At 57.9% G+C, this 19,821-nt stretch carries 11 protein-coding genes and 2 pseudogenes; 8 read left to right on the forward strand and 5 right to left on the reverse strand.

Features of this window, described 5'->3' with window-relative positions:
* Positions 1 to 252: 252 nt before the first annotated feature.
* From Q666_RS34440 to Q666_RS66645, 3 genes and pseudogenes are all read left to right on the forward strand, one after another.
* The gene (locus tag Q666_RS34440; RefSeq protein ID WP_022999879.1) at positions 253 to 561 is read left to right on the forward strand and encodes a hypothetical protein; all 309 of its coding nucleotides are present in this window, start codon (positions 253 to 255) and stop codon (positions 559 to 561) included.
* Positions 562 to 740: 179 nt separating this feature from the next.
* Positions 741 to 938: a hypothetical protein gene (locus Q666_RS66340; RefSeq protein WP_152533241.1), complete on the forward strand. Its 198-nt coding sequence runs from the start codon at positions 741 to 743 to the stop codon at positions 936 to 938.
* 13 nt (positions 939 to 951) lie between these two features.
* A pseudogene (locus Q666_RS66645) lies at positions 952 to 1,512 on the forward strand (IS5 family transposase); the annotation flags it as partial.
* Positions 1,513 to 1,615: 103 nt separating this feature from the next.
* Here the strand turns inward: Q666_RS66645 and Q666_RS64620 are convergent.
* From Q666_RS64620 to Q666_RS0132620, 4 genes and pseudogenes are all read right to left on the reverse strand, one after another.
* Positions 1,616 to 4,282 carry an autotransporter domain-containing protein gene (locus Q666_RS64620; RefSeq protein ID WP_022999878.1) on the reverse strand — a complete coding sequence of 889 codons (2,667 nt, stop codon included), beginning with the start codon at positions 4,280 to 4,282 and terminating at the stop codon, positions 1,616 to 1,618.
* A gap of 286 nt (positions 4,283 to 4,568) precedes the next feature.
* Positions 4,569 to 5,507 (reverse strand): helix-turn-helix domain-containing protein, encoded by a 939-nt coding sequence (locus Q666_RS64625; protein WP_022999877.1) that lies wholly within the window; start codon positions 5,505 to 5,507, stop codon positions 4,569 to 4,571.
* 366 nt (positions 5,508 to 5,873) lie between these two features.
* A pseudogene (locus Q666_RS34450) lies at positions 5,874 to 6,985 on the reverse strand (IS3 family transposase).
* 88 nt (positions 6,986 to 7,073) lie between these two features.
* Positions 7,074 to 7,535: an Lrp/AsnC family transcriptional regulator gene (locus Q666_RS0132620; protein WP_031268937.1), complete on the reverse strand. Its 462-nt coding sequence runs from the start codon at positions 7,533 to 7,535 to the stop codon at positions 7,074 to 7,076.
* A gap of 167 nt (positions 7,536 to 7,702) precedes the next feature.
* On the opposite strand from Q666_RS0132620, the gene Q666_RS34460 reads away from it, so the two are divergent.
* From Q666_RS34460 to Q666_RS34480, 5 genes are all read left to right on the forward strand, one after another.
* On the forward strand, positions 7,703 to 8,704 hold the full coding sequence (locus Q666_RS34460) for a TRAP transporter substrate-binding protein (RefSeq protein WP_200863766.1): 1,002 nt from the start codon (positions 7,703 to 7,705) through the stop codon (positions 8,702 to 8,704).
* A gap of 2 nt (positions 8,705 to 8,706) precedes the next feature.
* On the forward strand, positions 8,707 to 9,216 hold the full coding sequence (locus tag Q666_RS34465; protein ID WP_022999871.1) for a TRAP transporter small permease: 510 nt from the start codon (positions 8,707 to 8,709) through the stop codon (positions 9,214 to 9,216).
* Positions 9,213 to 10,460, forward strand: coding sequence for a TRAP transporter large permease (locus tag Q666_RS34470; RefSeq protein ID WP_022999870.1), 1,248 nt, complete (start codon positions 9,213 to 9,215; stop codon positions 10,458 to 10,460). Before Q666_RS34465 ends, Q666_RS34470 begins: the two co-directional genes overlap by 4 nt.
* Positions 10,461 to 10,517: 57 nt before the next feature.
* Positions 10,518 to 11,411, forward strand: a complete 894-nt coding sequence (locus Q666_RS34475) for a DMT family transporter (RefSeq protein ID WP_022999869.1) — start codon at positions 10,518 to 10,520, stop codon at positions 11,409 to 11,411.
* Positions 11,412 to 11,477: 66 nt separating this feature from the next.
* Positions 11,478 to 12,011: a VOC family protein gene (locus Q666_RS34480; protein WP_200863765.1), complete on the forward strand. Its 534-nt coding sequence runs from the start codon at positions 11,478 to 11,480 to the stop codon at positions 12,009 to 12,011.
* 662 nt (positions 12,012 to 12,673) lie between these two features.
* Here Q666_RS34480 and Q666_RS34490 read toward each other — a convergent pair.
* Positions 12,674 to 19,618, reverse strand: a complete 6,945-nt coding sequence (locus Q666_RS34490) for an autotransporter outer membrane beta-barrel domain-containing protein (RefSeq protein ID WP_051990039.1) — start codon at positions 19,616 to 19,618, stop codon at positions 12,674 to 12,676.
* Between the last annotated feature and the right edge of the window lie 203 nt (positions 19,619 to 19,821).

Consider the following 19,821-nt stretch of genomic DNA (forward strand, 5'->3'; position numbering starts at 1 on the left):
GGGGGACAGCCGCCGCTTACAGAGGTACGCCTCAGGTGTTCAGAATCTGAACACCGATAGAAGGGTGCCTATTGGGTTCGACATGGCCTTGAGGGCCAAGCCTTGGAACAAGTGCGTTCATGAGGTTACCGAGTTAATTTATGAGAGGTCACCTGCTACCTTGATGAATGCAACATAAACTGGATCGCCAACATAGAGATCATCACCATCTTGCCAGTAAGAGAAGGTCCAAGCGAATATCAGGAATTCGACATGATTGAGGGCTACTCAACTTCCGGCGAAACGGTTAAAACTCTTCGTATCGACCATCAGGAGCTGTACTCGATGGAAGTGACACTAACCGGATTGTTTATTGTTGTCGGCCTCGCCTACGTTCTGATCAAGGGCCGGAATGAAGAGATCTCAAGATATCGTAACCGCGTCGAGGATCTAGAACAGCTCAATCAATACAGAGAGTGCGAACTCAACGCATATCATTTCCACTATGGCTTTCTGTCGGGCGAACAATTGGACGAATATGAAGCCTCCCGTTCAAAGGGAAATTTCACAAACAATTCATGAACTGAATTGGAGCTATAGACTCTAAATTGCGCATTGCAAACTTGCAAAAAATTGGACTCGATAGGTGACTTCGTAAAGCTCCACAGCTCACAGCTGTGGTAGCTAGAAAACAGGTTAAAGTCCTGCGATCGTCCATTCGAAAATCCAACAAACATGGATGCCCAACTTGAAGAACAGTGATGAGTAGTTTTACATGTGCCGACTATCTCGCGGAAATCCTTGCAGGCATCGGTGTCAGTCGTACCTGGGGCGTGACCGGAGACAGCCTAAACGGATTTGCTCTGATCCCCGAAAACTTCGATGCCTTCATCAATTCCGCTCCTTCGCAGCAAGGAAAATCGTCGCGGAAAACTCTAACCCATATCGGGGGTGTTTAACGGGAGCACATCAGTTCGCTGGTCGGAGAAAGGCGTCTGGACAGGGCTCTTCGACACACTGTCCCAAACCGGCGGTCCTTTTCTGGAAGTGATGATCGACAGTACAGCCGTTCGGGCGCATCGGGTTGCCCATGGCGGCAAAGGGGGGCTTAAGCCCATGCCCTGGGCCGAGCTCGTGGTGGTCCGGGAACCAAAATCCACGCCCTGAGCGACAACAGGGGACGGCCAATCGCCTTTCCACCTGACGGGAGCCAACGTATTGGATTTCACCGGAGCAGAGGCACTCTTGCGATTCGTGCCGGCAAATGGCGTTCTGCATGGAGACAAAGGTTACAACAGTGAGAGTATCCGCCGAACCGTCGAAGCGCGTGGCTCACTGCCAAACATACCACCCCGCAAAACGCGGAAATGGAAAAATTGTTTCTCGCCATACCTTTACAAGGACAAAAACGTCATCGAGAGGATGTTCGGCAGGCTCAAAGAGTTCCGCGGGATCGTCACACGCTATGATCGCAACGCCAGAAACTTTCTGTCGTCCCTCTGCCTCGCGGCAACCGTATGCTACTGGTTATGAGTCTGAAGCCTAGAACTTCAGCTGACGGTCCGCGTCCGATTTGGTCGATCTTCAGCAAAATACCGAGGGATGTTCCTGCGCAGGTATTCGGCGCGGTCGAGAATCAGAACACAAGCGAAAACCTGGCGGCCGCACCATGAACCTGCGTATTGGTACCCAGCTCAGCCTGGTAATTGAGATTGAGGTTGGCGCCGTTTAAAAAGTCGAGCTTAAGCCCAGCTTCGACGAGTGCGACATCGCGATCAAGTGGCACTCCTGTAACTGTGAAGTCGCTGCCCGACGCAAAGCGCATAGTAGCGGCCGGCTCGGGATCGCCAATGATATGGGACCAGGCAACCGAGCCCCCAAGTGTGGCATTGTAACGGCTGTCGGCGGCCAGCTGCCGTTCGGCGCGAAGCCCCAAGGTCGTAACCCCAAGAGTCTGTGATGCCGCAGTTCCCGAAAGCGCCGCATTGCCGCCGGTCTCGGTGAACGCTGAGGTGCGTTGTTGGAGGAGCGCAAACCCAACGGTGGGTTCGAAACGTGCTGCAGTTGTATCCACGGTCTGGCCTGCTTCGCCAAAGAACTGTGTGGTTGAAGCCGAATAGTCTGCGCTCAGAGTGTCGCGTAGCGCCCCCGCATTAGTGGTGCGGCTGACCGAAATATCATGAAATGTGTAACTGCCACCCATGCGCAGATCGAGGCTTCCGAGCGGGCCGCCGGCATAAGCGCCGAATGTATAGCTTTGGGCTTCGCCGGAAGAATTGCGTGCCCCGACATTAAAACTGGTTACGCCATAACCGGCTATTAGCCCACCGTTCCAATTTGGGGCTATCTCACCATCCGCCCCTGTTAGAAAGCCTCCAGCGTTATAGGTCATGGTGGCGGCATTGCCATTGCCGCCAGACCTGGCCCAATAGCCATGGGCGTGGCCCCATACAGCAGCCCCCGGACCGCCAGCCTGCTCCGTCGCCCTGGATGTTGGGTCATTTTCAATTGGCAGGCCTCCAGGGAGTTGGCTCAAACGGTTGTTTGCAGCGGCATGGACTGAACGGCTCTCACGAAGAAACAGTCCGGCCGCGGAAGCATGTATCTCGCCGGACAGGCTATCAAAGGCAGGTCTGGCATCGGCTTGGTTGAGTACCACAACTGAATCGTAAACGGAGTTTCCCGGGTTGAGTCTACTCAGACCGTTGCCCGTGGCGCGTTGGTTTGCCGTTCTGGCTGCCGAGGCAAAGCCCGAAGCATTGCGAGTAAGCGTCAGCGTAACACTGTTGGCAGTATACCCAAGCGCAGCATCAAGGAAGGCGAAGTTTTCGCTGACGGAGCCAAATGTGCCAGTCACTCCTGTGCCCGCAGTGATTATTGTGTAGACAGTGGAAGCGGCATAATTAGAGCCCTCATCAGTGCCGTTTTCTGCTGTGACGGTGACGGTTGCCCCATTGTCAATGGTCACAGTGCCCGTGGCCGCCAGCCTGTCGGCATTGCCGTTTTTGTCTACCTCAACGGCATATACCGAGCCATTGGCAAACCCGGCATTGCCCGCAACGTTCAGCGTGCCGATGGAATTGCCCGGCGCAACCGTGCTGCCGGTATTGGCGGTCAGATTGCCGACAGTGCCTGAGCCGCTCAGCGTGCCGCCGTTGAAGTTGACGGTGCCGGCGGTGCCGTTGATGACAAGGCGACCGTCGCCGGTTTTCGTCAGCGCCGTGCCGCTCAACGTGCCAGCGACGGTCAGGGTGCTGCTGCCCACCGTGTTGACATTGATGCCGCCGACATTCGGGTTGATGTTGCCGGTCAGCGTCCAAGTCGAAGCGTCATTCGCCGTGAGTGTGCCGACACCTGTGAAATTGGCGTCTTCCGTTCCGTGTCCGTCAAGCACAAGCGTACCGTTCGACGTCCCCAGATTCACATCGCCAACCAGGCTGCTGCCGGTCAGCATCTGTAACGTGTTGCCCGCATTTTCCATCATAATGGCGTAGTTTCGGGTGGCGCCGTCGCCGCTCAGCCCGCCGGAAATGGTGCCGCGATTTACGATCTCTACAGCCCCTAGCCCCGCGCCCACTAAATGGATGCCTATACCGCCGGCGCCATCCGTCCCGTTATTGCCGCCACCGCTCCCGGCGCCACCGGCGCCGCCATTTCCGCCGGTGATCGTCGTCGCATTGCTCGAGAGTTCAGCGCGTGTAATTGCTGAATTGATCAGAAAGCCGTCACCGCCATCGCCAGCGTCACCGCCATCGGTCGCAGCCAGGTTGTAGGCGGTGGTCCCCCCGGCACCGCCCGCGCCGCCAGTGTAGCTGGTGGCGCCGAACACCGCGATCACCGGGCCGGAATACTGCGCGGCACCACCATCGGTACCATCCCCGCCCGGCGTCGTATTGGCGGTAATCGTTCCTGGAAACCCGGGGATTGTGACGCCCGTGGCCGACACAGGGGTACCGGTCACATTGGCGAGTTGAATGCGCGTGTTGACGTCCTCCGGCGTGATGCTGATCGTGTCATTTGTGCCGGTGGCCGTCGCTGTAGCCTGGACGCCGTTTAGCGCGGTAAGCTTTGCCGCAAGGCTTTGGAGTGTATCGCCGGTATTGACCGAGACATTGGCAACGAAAGCACCATTCACGCTGACCCGAATCTGGTCTCCGTTGTTGATCCCGGACAGAGTGGTCAAATCCGTCACGCTGCCATTGAGACCGGTCGTCGTGCTGGTGCGCACGACGGTGTCATTGAGGCCGACTGACGTCCCGTCGGTGCCGTTCGCCCCGGCTATCGCCTGAGCAATAGCAGGCATGGGTGCACCAGATACAAAAAGAACAAACGTCCACGATGCTAAATCTAAGTGTCGTACGGAATACCCACTGCTTCGCAGGTGCCGTAATTGCAAATGCTCAAACAAAGCCAAGTCCTAAAGGTGCGCGTGAAGACCCCAAAGTTTCCTGCATCGGGTCATCCGCATAAAAGTAGGCGCTTCCATAATGATAGCTGACTGCATAGAGTAAGTGTATGAGACTCGGCGGGCTATCCGATTTCCGCAATGAGGGGCGAGGTCGGCACCGTTGACGGAACAGACAATAGTGTCAAGAATTGAAGGTTTCAGAAGGTGTAACGCCGAACATACGCTTGTAGTCCCCAGCAAAGCGACCCAGATGCACAAAGCCGTACCGCATGGCAACTTGAGTTACGGTAGTGCTTTGCGGGTCAGCGTTCGCCAACTCTGCCCGCACACGGTTCAACCGCAAGGCGCGCAGATAGGCAATCGGCGACAGGCCGATATACTCGCGAAAGGAATATTGCAGGGTCCGCTCAGATACCCTGAGCTCCTTGCAGATATCTGTTACAGTCGGCAGTTCGTCAGCCATAATCTGGTCTTCAGCAAAACGCCGGGCCGCGCGCCCGATCCGCAGGGCACGTCTACGGTTCGAGTATGAGGGCATGCGCCCACGGGGCGTAGCTGCGGCGATCAACGAAACCGATTCTACCAAAAGGCTACGCAGAACGGGCATATGCAGCATTTGGCCTCGTTGGCGTGCATCACGTGCCGCTGTCAAACAGTGGTCAATCGTTTCCCTGAAGGTATGATGGCAGCCGGTCGCCAACGGCACTACATCCTGCGGCGGGACCTCCCACAGTGCCGGATTAAGGGCTCGGATTCCTTGTAGGAATTCATCCTGGTTGAAACCCACATAGATCGTCTCGACACCTGCTGGCACATAAACGTCGAATTCGACATTACCCGGCATGAAATAGACTGTATCACCGGTTTCACATTGCTGTTCTGAAAAGCGAACAGCCGGCCCGCACCTCGAAATGGAAAGGGTGCAGAAGTCTGCTGGGGCAATTCCCAACTTCTGGATTGAGGCATCCTGGCGCTCCCGGCAAATCTTCTGACTTCCCAGCTCCAAACACTCAACTTGCGAAACCTGGCGGGAGTGGCTAAGCTGATAGCATTCCATTTGCACCCATGGTTGAAGGCGCGCCTGCTCTGCAGGGTCCTTGACGTGTGCTGTCTGGTACATACCGCTAACGTACGCTCTCAAACTGCCTCTAGGGAGGCTTTTCTGCCGAGTGGTTCGGAAATGCGATTTTCCTTAGGAAACCGTGCTCTCATCTCGTCTTGAAAAGACAGTGAAGCCGCACATTTTGCAAGCGAACATGCCTTCGTCAAGTCCTCGAATGACTGCAGCCGCACATCAGGCCTTGGCTCCAAACCATCTGGTCTTCAGGCGCAAACCCATTTGCAGGCGCTGTTTTCAATATAAGGAATGATCATACGGTTGATGCGGTCTGGGTCGCTGGGCAGCGTTGCGCGTCTCGCCCGATTGAAGTGGTCCCGGTTTTCTGGACAGGTCAGCGGCTAAATTAAGGTGTATCCGGGTTGGTTTTCATGCCGCCAATTTCAGGTTCCTGTCAGCCCAATATGCCTCTTTGGGAGATTTGTGCTCAAGGGCTGAATGAGGCCGGTCGGTGTTGTAGAAGATCATCCAGTCCCGGATAACGCGATGTGCCTTGTAGCCGTCGGTCAGGTCTTCCAGATAAACCGCTTCCTGCTTCAAGGATAGCCACAGCCCTTCGATGAAGATGTTGTTCATGCACCGGCCGCGCTCATCCATCGAGATGCGTATGCCAGCTGCGGTCAGCGTGCTGATCCAGGTCGACCCGGTGAACTGTGATCCCTGGTCGGTATTCATGATCTCCGGCGGTCCGAACCGGACGATGGCCACGTTCAAGGCTTCAACGCAGACGTCTGCGTGCATCGTGTTCGGCAGCCGCCAGCTCAGCACTTTCCGTGTCGCCCAATCCATAATCACAACCAGATACAGAAAACCGTGTTTCACAGGAATGAACGTGATGTCCGAACACCAAACCTGGTTTGGCCTTTTGATAGTCATGCCCTGCAGCAGATAGGGATAAACCTTTTGCTGCGGATGCGGCTAGCTGGTTCTCGGCCGTTTGTAGATTGCTTCCAGTCCCATCTTCGCCATCAGACGGCGAACCCGATGGCGGCCGACCACGATACCGTCCCGGCCGAGGTAGGCAGCGATCTGCCGTCTTCCGAAGAACGGATATTTGGTGAAGGCTCGGTCGATGGCCTTCATCAACTCCAGCGTTGCCGCGCTGACCCCGACTGGCATGGAGTAGAACGCCGACCGGCTCAGCTTCACCATTTTGCAGTGCTGACTGATGCTCAGAGCCGGATGGTCCCGGAGGATCATCGCTTTTTTCTTTGCCGGGCTCACTTCTTGAGCCCTTGCGCTAAAAAATCGTTCTCGACGGTCAGCCTCCCAATCTTGACGTGCAATTCCTTGACCTCCGCTTCCGTCGATCCCTCGGAGTTGCCTCCGCGGGCGAACACATCCGCCATGCCTTCGACAGCCTGACGTTTCCACGTGCTCACCTGTTTCGGGTGTACCTGATACTTGGCTGCGATCTCCAGGATCTTCTTGTCACCGCGCTAAGCCTCAAACGCGTCCGAAAAGTTCCGGCTTTTCGCCATTCTCGTATCCCTTCAAATCATTGGGATACACCTTACCAACCTGTCCGGAACTTGGGACCACTTCAGCCCCTTCTCAGGGAGCAAATTCTCATAATGGAAGTTGTGTTGTGTATTTCAGCTCATCGAGGAGAACGGAGCTCTGAAGCTCCTGAACTCCAGGCAACAGAACTAGCTGATCTCGCAGAAGCGCGTGAAAGTGGTCCATGTCTCGCACGACTACGCGCACATTGAAGTCATACTCACCAAGCATCAGCTGGACGACCTGAACTTCGGGGATTCGCAGCACGGTTTTCTGGAATTCCTCGAAGGACTTCCGGCCATGTGATGTCAGTTTGATCCGCACGAGAATGATCGCATTAAAGCCCAGCTTCTTTCGGTCGAGGACAACCGTTCTACCCAGAATGATGCCGTTTTCCACGAGCCTGGAGACACGTCGTGAACATGGGGATTGAGAAAGTCCGACGCGGTCTGCGACCTCAGTCACCGAGAGCGATCCGTCTGATTGCATCACCCGCAGAATTCGTCGATCAACCTCATCAATCTCGTGCATAACACATCTCCCAATACGTCAGTTCTTCGCTACTTCATGCCGAATTCAAGCGATAAAGCGGAGAAAAAGCAAGAAGAAGTCCCGATTTCTTGCATACGCTTGTAACTAGGGCAGGAGGAGCCCTCGCGGCGCATATCCATTCATTGTCTTGTGGCCGCTCATGAAAAATGGAGGAGTTCATGACTATTTTCCGACGCTCGATGCTTGCTGTTGCAGGGGCTGTTGTCTTTGGACTGGTGTCTCCGGCGCTTGCAGATATCGAACCTGTTAATTTGCGCCTGGCGCACGTGGTGAATGAGCAGGATGGCTTTCATGCCGCCGCCACACGCTTTCAGGAACTGGTGGCGGAACGTTCTGACGGCGCGATTTCCGTCAAGATCTTTCCCAACGCCTCGTTAGGTGACGAGCGCACTCTGTTGGAAGGTATGCAGATCGGAACGGTAGACATGGGCGTGATAACCAACGGCCCGGTGTCGAATTTTCTTGAAGAAATGGCGGTGTTCGAGCTGCCGTTCCTCTTTCCCTCCGCTGAAACCGCCTACGAGGTTCTGGACGGGCCGATCGGACAGGAATTGCTGGAGCGACTTTCGGAGGTGAATCTCAAGGGACTCGCCTACGCCGAACGCGGATTTCGCAACCTAACCAATTCGGTTCGCCCAATAAAAAGTCCAGACGACGTCGTGGGGCTGAAAATCCGTGTCATGGAGAACCCGGTCTACATTGACACGTTCCGTGAACTGGGTGCCGATGCCATCCCCATGGCATGGACCGAAGCTCTTACAGCCATGCAGCAGGGTACGATCGACGGACAGGAAAACCCGGTTGGAGTTGTGCATTCGTTCAAGCTTAACGAGACCCAGACGCACATGACAATGACCCGCCACACTTATGCACCCGCAGTTTTCGTGATTGGAATGCCTGTCTGGCAGAGACTGTCACCGGAGGAGCAGAAGATTGTGGCGGAGGCGGCCCAGCAGGCCGCAGAGTTCGAGCGCGGGCTCAACGCAAATATGGAGCAAAGGCAGCTTCAAGCCCTGAGTGAAGCCGGTATGGAGATCGTTGACGACGTAGACTTGACTGCGTTTTCCGAAAAGGTAGCCCCAGTCTACGAGAAATATGGCGAGGCGTTCCGCGGTTATCTGGGACGCATTCAGGAAGAGCTTCGGTAATCATGTTCAGACTGCTGAAGCAGATCGACAGGGTGATCGGCGCGGTGCTTGGTCCTGTTGTGTTCGCGGGAATGATTGCACTAATCGGTGTGATAAGCGTGCAAATCGTTTCCCGCGTATTTTTCACATCCGTAAGTTGGACCGAGGAAGTCGCGCGTTTCCTGTTGATCTGGATTACCTTCCTGGGTGCGGCTCTAGCCTATCAGCAGGGCCGCCATATCGCAGTCACTTTGCTCTGTGACAGTCTTCCGTCCGGTCTGCGCCGGGCGGTCACCTGTACTGGTTTGCTCGTAGTTATCGCCTTCCTTGTCATGTTGGCGATGGTTGGGTGGCATTACATGGGCCTCCAAAGTTTCCAGAAATCACCGTCCCTGCGGATATCCATGGGCCTGGTCTATGCTGTCATGCCGGTCTGTGCCGTTCTCATGGCGGCACTGTCTGCTCTTGACCTGTTCCGCCTTCTGAGGGGCGGCGAAACACGCAGGCACGCCGCCCCGGAGGCGATGGAATGATCTTTCTGCTCGCCCTCCTATTTGTTCTGTTTCTGATTATGGGTCTGCCTATTGCCATCGTCATCGGTGCGGCGGCATCGGCCACGCTGTACGCGGGTAATGTGCCGTTGATGGTGGTGCCTCAACAAATGTTCTCCGGCATCAACAGCTTCGCGCTCGTCGCTGTTCCAATGTTCATCCTGACTGGGGACATCATGGCGCAGGGCGAGATTTCGCGCCGCCTGGTGGCCTTTGCCGACAGCCTCTTCGGCTTCGTCAAGGGTGGGCTGTCGGTGGTCTCGGTTTTGGCGGGTATTTTCTTTGCCGCGATCTCCGGTTCAGGAGCTGCCACAACGGCTGCGGTGGGAGCAAGCCTTGTACCGGAACTCAAGCGTAAGGGGTACGACCCTGCATCGGCAGCATCGCTGATCGCTGCTTCAGGCACAATTGGTGTGGTCATCCCCCCATCGGTTCCGATCATCATTTACGCTGTGATCGCACAGGAGTCCGTCGCGAAACTCTTCTTCAACGGTTTTTTGCCCGGATTGGCAATGGGCGCGGGGCTGATTGTCGTTGCGCTTTTTCAGGGACACAGACGCGCCTATCCCCGTGGCGCCGAACTTTCTCTTTCGACTATAGGCCGCACGCTCGTGTCCGCAAGTTGGGGCCTAATGGCACCGCTGATCATTCTCGGCGGGATCTTCTCTGGCATCTTCACGCCCAGCGAGGCTGCCGTCGTGGCGGTGAACTATGCGATCTTCGTTTCATCCTTCATCTATCGGGATCTAACTCTGCGTAGCTTTTACATGATCGTCCTGCGCGCCGGCGTGACCACCGCTGTCATCATGTTTGTCATATCCGCCTCGTCTGTCTTGAGCTGGATCCTGGCAAGCTGGCAAGTCCCCGATACAATCGCCTCCTTGGCACTGGACCTGTCTGACAATTTCTACGTTTTGCTTTTCTTGATCATGCTGCTGATTCTCGTCACGGGCGTCATCCTGGAAACCGCCAGTGCTCTGATCATTCTGACGCCCATGCTTCTGCCCCTAGCCACTCAACTGGGTATCGACACCGTACATTTCGGGATCATCATTGTCGTTGGGCTAGCGATCGGGATGGTGACGCCCCCGGTCGCGGTGAATCTGTTTGTTGCATCGACGACCGCGAACATCCCGATTGAAAAGATTGCGCGCGCCGTCGTGCCTTATCTGTTGGTCCTCATCGCTGTGTATTTCCTGATCGCCTTCACGCCCTCGATTTTCTAGTGCGAAATCGTACCGTGCCTTTTTCGTCAAGTGACAATAGATGTCTGGGAGTTCCTCATGAAGATCGGGACTTTCCGATCGCCTCGAACCGATGCAGGAGGTATCATCCTGATGTGTGTCGGTGTTGCCTGCCTGAGCGCCAATGATGCTTTGGCGAAGACCTTGACTGCAGGCTATTCGCCCCTCCAGATCCTGTTTCTGCGGAATGTCATCGCGTTGCCGTTCACCCTGGCCCTGTCCCTTTTGTTGGGCGGCCCCTCGGTCTTGCGCTCGCATCGACCTGCTGCGCACCTGCTGCGCGGCGCACTCTGGGTCGGTGCTACGATGATGTTCTTCACAAGCTTCAAGCATCTCGGTCTGGCGGAGGCCACGGCGCTGATCTTTATCGCCCCTTTCTTTATTACGCTGATCTCGGCCCTTTTTCTGGGGGAAAAGGTTGGCAGGTCACGCTGGCTTGTTGTCCTGTTCGGTTTCGTTGGAGTGCTCATCATCGTCCGACCGGGTGGGGCAACATTTCAATTGATCACCCTGCTGCCTGTAGCTACGGCTCTTGTCTATGCGGTGCTTATGCTCAGCGCCCGCTGGGTCGATCCAAGAGAGAATGTGTGGACACTTCTGCTTTACCTGACAGGGTCGGGGGCGCTTGTCAGCTCGCTCATCGCTCCGTTCGTCTGGGTCCCGGTTCGCGCTGAAGATGTCTGGCTCTTCATGGCGCTTGCCTTCTTCGGTACGGCGGGCATGACGATGATGACACAGGCCTTTCGCCAGGCTCCGGCGGTCCTCGTTGCACCGCTCGATTATACCGGTCTTCTCTGGGCTACGCTTTTTGGCTGGCTCATCTGGCGAGAAAGTCTGGACACAATGACGATCCTCGGCGCGGCGATCATCGTCGCCAGCGGCGTCTTCACGATCTTGCGGGAACAAGGGAAAAGTGCGGGAGCACAAGAATAGACACTTATGGAGGAATTAAAAAAAATGACAGATGCCGGTCTTTGAGAGCGACATGAAGCCGAGTTCATGAAGAGATCGACTTCGTGGTCAAACTCATCCCGAAACCTGCCCTCTGCACGCCGCGAATATGCTAATGAATCGGACCCGACCAGACCAACCGAGCCACCGCTCCATTTGCTACCAAACAAACGAGGGAGACCATACCTAGTGTCCGTCATTAGCCACATCACATTGGGAACGAACGACAAGGATCGGTCCACAAAATTCTACGATGCCGTGTTGGGAGCAATCGGATTTTCAAGATTGCCGAAGCCGCCGGAAAAGCCTCTAGCGTACGAACGCGATGAGCGAATGCCAACGATCTATATCTATACACCGGAGAACGGTCTCCCAGCGACGTGGGGCAATGGAACACATGTTGCTTTTGTCGCCGATACCAGGGCTCAGGTTCATACTTTCCATGAACAAGCACTGAAATGGGGTGGCAGGAGCGAGGGAGACCCCGGACCGCGGCCGCACTACGGCCCGAATTACTACGCGGCCTACGTTCGCGACCCCGATGGAAACAAGCTCCAGGCGGTCTGCTACGCATCGGAATGATTGCCGGACCGGGCGATTGAACGTTGCATGATCGACAGTCACTCGGTGGTCGGCAAGGATTTCCTCGAGGTCGCGGTACTATAGGCCACTGCGTTTGCGACAGTTCCTTTCGTCCACTCGGCTTTGGAGTTGGCAATTGTACGTTTCTAGAATTCCGGAAAGCAACCACGCATCAATACAATCACACCGGTTCACATGATGTTTGCGTTATTTCCCATGATGCGCGCGCAAGCAGTATCAATCCGGAGTTCCTCCATCTTTCCAGTCTCCCTTGATGAGCCGGAGAGGCCGGGAACTTCACCTGTTCTTCCCAGAGCAGCAGTGACAGCACCCATACTGCTGTAAGGTCGATGTAGAGCACCGCCAGAGCGGTCGCCGGAACCCCAAATAGCCATTGAGCCCAGACGAAGATGTGCATTACGTAGATCGTGTCACCACTCACCCTCAGCGATTTGCCACAAATCGCCTTTGATCCCTTGGGAAACGGCAGTAGTACCAGCACGGGCAAGAAACCCAGAAAAACTTTGCGACATGACCCTTTTCCCACTCCTGCAGTGTTCCCGCTGAAAACCGAAACCACTAAATCGGTTTATATGAATTTACTGGCGAGAAAGCACCGTTTTCGGGCGTTAGCCAGATCCCCGACAAGGGCCTCGAACAAACTAGAACCTGAAGGAAAACTTGAGCGCGCCACTGTGGCTTGAATAGTCGTTGCCGAACGCACCTTCGTATTCCGCGGTCAGATCGAAACCGGAGGTGTGGGTAAATTGCGCGCCGGTTGCCACTCGGCCAGCGACATCTGCAAGTGCAAGAGAGCCTTCGAAAGTACCGGAACCCACAGGCGCTTCAATGAGTGCGGCCGAGGTGGTCCAGTTGTCCTCGGAGGAAAAGCTTACGCCCCCCCGCACAAAGCCGCGGGCGACCCAGCCCTCCTGGAGCGCAAGACGTGCACCCAGTTCCAGTGCCGGTGTCGCCACGAACGTAGTCTGGCTCTCACTGTCGACCCGGAGGTTATAGATTCCCGCCCCGCGCTCGTCATAGCCGCTGGTGTAGGTGTTGATCACGTCGAGGTCCACGAAGGGACGCACATAACCCGTTTCATTGCCGAAGGTGTAGGCGGCCCGGATGCGGCCGGCCACAGTTGTCACATCCATATCGCCGTTTGCTGTTCCCCTGAAGCTGGGCAGGTCGATCAGGCGAGTTGTGTTGAAGGTGCCATAGCCAGCCGACACCGCGCCCGCCAGCAGCCATCCTTCCCATTGCCGTTTCAATGCCGCTGCGACGAAGCCGGTGTCGCCTTCCACGTTGGACAAGCCGTCATTGCTGTCATAGGAGGCGTTCTCGTAGCCTGCGGCAAAACCAACGAACCAATCGGGGCGCACCTCGAATTGAGCTCCGGCGGCCAGACCGTAGACGTTGCCATCATAGCCAGGGCTGCCGCCTTGTGTGACAGCTGCGGCGCCGACTTTGCTCCAGATACAGGCTTCTTCCTCAAGGATTGCCGTGTCCCCGGCAAACACCGGGCAGCTCAAAACTTTACCGAGGCGACCCGAGGCCAGTTGAGCCTGTGCTGCGGCGGCTGCCTGCGAGCCTCCAGGTGCAAGAGCGGACAGAGCTTTTGCAAAAGACTGACCGCTGGTATCGCTTTTCGACAAGCGATCCAAATCTGCGAGCAACCCTCCATAAGGACCACTCCCGGCGTCGAAGATCGCATCCAGGTGAGCCCCCATGTTTCGTTGATTTCGGTTGAACACACTGAACGCACTTTCAAACCGGGTGTCCGCCACAGATACCTTCACGGAGCCGCCTTCAGTGCGGAGACTGTAGTCGACGGCGGCGGTGTCGGCGGCTTCCAGCGATCCGTTGAGAGCGCCAACGACATTCACGACTTCGAGCTCAACATTAGGCGCAAGTGTGCCGGCATCCACCGACAGTTGTCCAGAAAACGTCGCATTTCCTTCAATCGAAAACAGGTCGCTCCGCGCGCCAGAAAAATCAACGCCAACCTGCAAGATCCCGTTCTCGCTTTGTGTGAAATCGCCCGAGAGCCGTGTGGTGCCTTTATTACCCCGATCGCCGATTGCCACCGTCCCGGAGTTGGTCAACGTACCGGTATAGACAGTAGCGCCCCGAAGCGTGCCACCGGTGTTGTTCTGGATCAGACCCGCCACCGGGTCGCCATCCGCGTGGAGTCTGATGGATCCGTCGATGACACCGCTGTTGTCCACCAGCAGGGTACTCTCTCCAGAGACGCCTTCGTCATCGAGTGTTTCATGTCGAATTGCGTCGCCTCCGGTGCCGGCAAGAACGAGCGCACCTTCCGTCACTTCAACCGTGTTGTCCGTCGTGCCCCCCGATGTGAGGACCGCCGTGCCGTTCGATCCGGTTCCCCCCGTTACGGTTCCGTTTGTCGTAACATTGATGGCCTGCGTGTTCGCATAACCCGCGCTTTGGGCGTAAATGCCGATCGAGCCTTCACCGCCCGCCGATATGGTACCGGACTGGACGACTGTAACGGCTCCGCCGCTGCCGGTGCCGTCGCCACCCGCAGGCGAAGTCGCGCTACTGCCGGCGTAAACACCGTTGCTGTCTCCGGCGAGACCGCCACCGCCACCGACGGACTGCGCCAGAATTCCGAAGGCGCCGTCGCCGGATGTGGTGATGTCCGCATCGACGTCCACATAGATAGTGCCACCGGTACCATCGCCGTCTCTTACTCCGATTGAGTCGTTGTTGAACGCCCCGCTGATATCACCCATCAAGCCGCCACCACCGCCAATCGACTGTGCGATGACGGCATGCGCTCCGCGCCCTGTGGTGGTAACTGTGGATCCCGAGTCCAGGGTCACCGACACCTCCGCGCCATTGCCGGTCGTGCCATCAGTGCCGTTGAGAGACAGGCTACTGATACTGCCGCCGTCAGCACTGCCCGATACGCCACCACCACCGCCAATGGATTGAGCCAGGATGCCGTAGGCGCGGTCGCCAATAGTTTTAATGGTTACGCCGGTGTCGATAGTGACCGTGCCGCCATTGCCGCTGCCTCCGCCGTCGCCACCCAAGGACAGCCTAAGATCGTGGCTATCGTCGTTGTCCGACGCTTCGCTGCTGCCGGCGCCACCGGTGCCGCCGCCACCGCCAATGGATTGGGCGAAAAGAGCAAACGCATCATCGCCCTGCGTGCTGGCCGACAGCCAATCGCCACTTACAGATACCGCGCCGCCGTTGCCGGTCGCACCTCCGCTACCACCGATACCGCCACCGACCGCAATCTGGGCATCGGCAGAATCGGAACCGTCCGCGCCGTGACCACCCCCACCGCCAATGCTTTGGAGGAGCATGGCGTGTGCGCCATAGCCCATTGTCGCGACCGAAGCAGCCGTGTCTGTGAGGGTTACCGAAACTTCACCGCCGTTTCCGCCTGAGCCGCCCGTACCGCCCACAGCGAGATCGAGAGAGGCGGTGGCTTCGCTGCCGGCGGCGACGGCAGTCCCGGCCGTACCGCCACCGCCACCAATGGATTGCATCACGATACCATCGGCCCAATCGCCCTTGGTGGTTACGTTGCCACCGAAGGAAAGGACGGCGCCGCCGCCATTCCCCCCTGTGCCGCCTGTGCCGCCGACGGAAGCCGTGAGCGTGTAGCTTGTCTCTTCGTCGCCGCCCTGGAATCCGCCGTCGTTTTCGTCCCCGTCACCATCATCGCCGGCGTCGCTACCGGCCGAGCCACCAATGCCACCAGAACCGCCGATGGATTGAATAACGATACCGTCGGAATCGCCTCCAGTTGTAGAAACCCAACCCAGGGCGGTAACTTCGGCAGTTCCTGCGGTCGTGCTGCTGCCTCCGGTGCTCCCCACGTTGACGGTGACGGAGGCTGAAAGATCCGACGAGTCGTCGTCGTCGTCACCGCCGGTCTCCCCGGAGGCCGACAGACCGATGTTCCCCCCCTGGCTGGTGCCGCCACCGCCAGTGATCGCCTGCGCCACCACCCCATGTGAGTTTGCGCCGTAGGTTGCAACGGTAGACCCTGTGTCCAACTCGACGGTGGCATTATGGTTGGAACCTGACGTTCCACCTGTGCCGCCAAGACCGATATTCACCGTGGCATTGAAGCCGCCACCGATTTTGTTGCTGCTGGAACTGCCGACACCGCCGTTGCCGCCGCCACCACTAATGGTTTGTGCAACGATTGCGTTGGCGTGGTCTCCATAGGTTTGGACGCTGGAGCCTGTATCGATGCCGACGATAACCACATCGGAATTCCCGCCGGACCCGCCGGTGCCACCGATACTGGTAGAGACATCGACCGAAATCGTATCGGCATCGCCGATTGTGTCTGCGAGGGAGGACGAGCCGCCGCCATCGCCCCCTCCGCCGCCGATAGACTGCGCCAGGATGCCGAAGGAGCCGTCACCGCCTGTAGTAATCTGCGATGGTTCATTCAGGCCGGTGAGGCCGACGCCTACATAGTCGCCGTTGCCGCCCACGCCGCCCGATCCGCCGACCGCGGTGGAAATCGTAACGGCGAAGGAAATGTCTTCACCGGTGGGGGCGGCCAGGGTAAAGGCATCCGCGGTCGCAGTGCCGCCGGTGCCGCCGCCGCCGCCGATGGATTGTGCGATCACACCATGCGAGTCCGTTGCGGAAGCATTGAGGACCAGTCCGTTCGCCCCTTGATTGATGCCGGTGGCGATGACAATCGCCTCTTCCAACCGGACCTCGGAAGTGCCGCCGTCACCGCCGGGTCCACCGCTGCCGCCAACGGCGGTCTCGATGCTGATCCCGACGCTGCCATCATATCCCGACGCAGATCCCCCGGTTCCGCCTCCGCCACCAATTGACTGGTTGACAATGGCTGCCGCATTGGCTCCGCGGGTGGCGACAAAAGTGTCTTTGAGGCTGGTAGTCGCGTTGCCTCCGGATCCGCCGACGCCAGAGTTGCCGCCTACCTGCACCGGAAGAAGAGAAAGGACGTCAATTGCAACCGCATTGCCTCCGTTGCCGCCACCGCCACCGATAGACTGGTTGAGCAAGCCTGTGGCGTTGTTTCCTCGCGTTTCGACAGCAAACCCATTGAATGAGAGCTTCGTTTCACCGCCGTTGCCGCCTGCGCTCCCAGAAGCACCCAACTGGATATTGGCGACGGTAACAAGGCCGACGCCCGTTGCCGTGCCACCGTTACCGCCGCCACCACCGATGGATTGAGCCATGGCGCCCACTGCAAAGTCTCCTGTCGTCAGGATACTGGCCAAACCCTTCACCGGTGCCTTCGAGTTGTCATCGCTCGGGGCATTCGAGCAGCCGAATGATGTGTCGTAGAAATTGGTGATACACGCCGACCCGCCATCGCCGGCGACACTGCCTGAGCCGCCAACACCGCCCCGGCCAAGATTACCGACCGACAGGTCGAACACGTTGCCGCCGTTACCGCCGCCGCCGCCGATGGATTGCGCCGTGATGCCATGAGAGAACTCGCCTGAGGTGTTTATCGCGCCGCCGACATGATAGACCTCAACCTCGCCTCCATTGCCGCCTGCGGACCCTGAACCGCCGACGACAAAAATCCCCGCGCTACCGGCCGCCGAGCCGCCGCCACCGCCGATGGACTGGACAGCGATCCCCACGGACGCATCTCCGCTGGTCGTCACATTGCCATTGTTCGTGGTGTAAGCGCGCTCGCCACCGGAGCCGGCACCTGCCTGGCCGCCAATGGACAATACGCCTCCGTTGACGCCAGCCACGCCGCCGCCACCGCTCAACGACTGGACGATGATGCCGTTGGAGCCATAGCCCTCGGTCACGATTACGCCCGTGTTGTTGACAATCGCCTCTCCAGCCGAACCGCCGGCACCGCCGTCACCGCCGAGCCCCAGGAAGAGCCCCGCGCCAATTCCGCCCGTACCGCCGGACCCGCCAATCGACTGTGCGATGATGCCCGCCGCGTAGTCACCGCTCGTGGTGACTGCGGTGCCGGATGTGATTTCCACCTTTCCGGCATCACCACCGTTGCCTCCGTTTCCGCCGGAACCTGCCAGCACGCCCGTGAAATTATCGCCTGTCCCGCCGCCGCCGCCCACTGAGTGCAGAGTGATGCCGGAGGCAAAGTCGCCGGTCGTGGTCACCGACCCCGAAGTGCTATAAAAGCCGAGGTAGCCTCCGTTGCCCCCAAGACCGCCGGTCCCGGCATTGCCACCGCCGAGCGCGCCGATGGATTGGCCCATGACGCCATAGGCTTCATCTCCCGAAGTCGTGACCGAGCCGCCAAGATTCACCTGGATGTCACCGCCGGCACCGCCGCGCCCACCGGTCGAGTCTGTATTGCCGTTGCCGTTACCACCCGCGCCACCTTGGGAACGAGCAATCAACCCCGCGACACCGTCGCCATTGGTCACGATCGTGCCTGAGGGATTGGCGGTAACCGTTCCGGCCGCGCCACCGGTGCCGCCCGTGGACTTGTCGGACGAAGTTCCTCCAGTGCCCCCGAGCGAAACGGAAAGGATCGCCGCCGACTCGCCCTGGATCGGATTTGCCGTGACCGAGGTATCCACACGGACCGAACCGTCGCTGGAGACACTGACCGATCCGGAGGACGCGCCTGCACCACCATTGTCGCTATCATCCTCTGACGCCGTTCCGCTGCCCCCCTCGCTGCGGGCATAAAGGCCGGCAACGCCGTAGGAGCCGGTTGCACGCTCGCTGTAAAAGACGTTGACGGTGCCGTGGTTGGTTATGGTGACTGATCCGCCCTGACCTCCCGGGCCGTTGTCGTCGCCACCGGTGCCGCCTTCGCTTATGGCTTCAATGGCACGGCCCAGGTTTGCGCCGGACACGGGCACGCCATCGCTGCCGAGTGCGATGGTCCCGCTCGCCGAATTTGTCACCGAGACCGTGTTGCCGTCACCTGCCGGACCGCCGTACTGATCACCAAATACAAAGCTTGGATTTTCGTCGCCACCGTTGCCGCCGTTGCTGCGCGCGCGAATGCCGCGAAGTTGCGAATCGACGTCCTGCGTCGCGGAAGCGTCGATTATGATGCTGGCATTGTTTGTGATAGTCACAGTGCCGCCGTCGCCGCCCGAACCTCCGGTGGCGTTGTCGTCCGGCTCCGCTCCGCTACCGCCGGTGCTATTGATGTCAACCGGCGTGATTTCAGTGATCGTGTCTTGCTGTGACGCAGTTCCTGTCGCTGTGATGTCACCATTGTTGGTGACTGTTAATGACGGCCCATCATCAGCATCGACACCTTCACTGGTTGTGCCGTTTAAGCCAAAGAAGTCGAGGAACAGGGAATTGCTGTATTCACTATAACTCGCCGCGTCAGTGTTCTGCGAGAGCGCCGCGTCGTTTTCGAGTGTCATCGAGCCGCCGGTCGCAAAGCCCCATTGCACGATAGAGACACCGCTTGTGGTCCCTGCTGCTATAGTGCAGTTCGCCGTTTCGGGCACCGGATAGGTACAGTCATTGGCATGGCCAGGAATTGTATACATGAGAGCAAACGCGGATGTAGAGACCAGCAATCCGTGCTTGGCGGAATGGGCTCGAACCCAGCCTGTGTGCTTGTCGCGATTGTGGAAACGGCGAGCGGACAGCATGCGGCACATCATTTAAAGGAACTCCGGAAGCAAAATTCAGTCGCATAGGCGTGGGTCGGTTATGCGAAGCCTCAATGCGCAATCCATTTCATTTCGGTCGAACACACTGCAAGTTTGGATCGATGAAACGACAAAAACCCTCGATGAAACAGCATATTGGGACAGCTAAAAAATCGATCGGGCGCTCTTTCTGTTGACGGCTGCGCGGTGTTGTC

It is taken from the genome of Labrenzia sp. C1B70 (genome assembly GCF_000475395.1).
GTDB lineage: Bacteria > Pseudomonadota > Alphaproteobacteria > Rhizobiales > Stappiaceae > Roseibium > Roseibium algicola.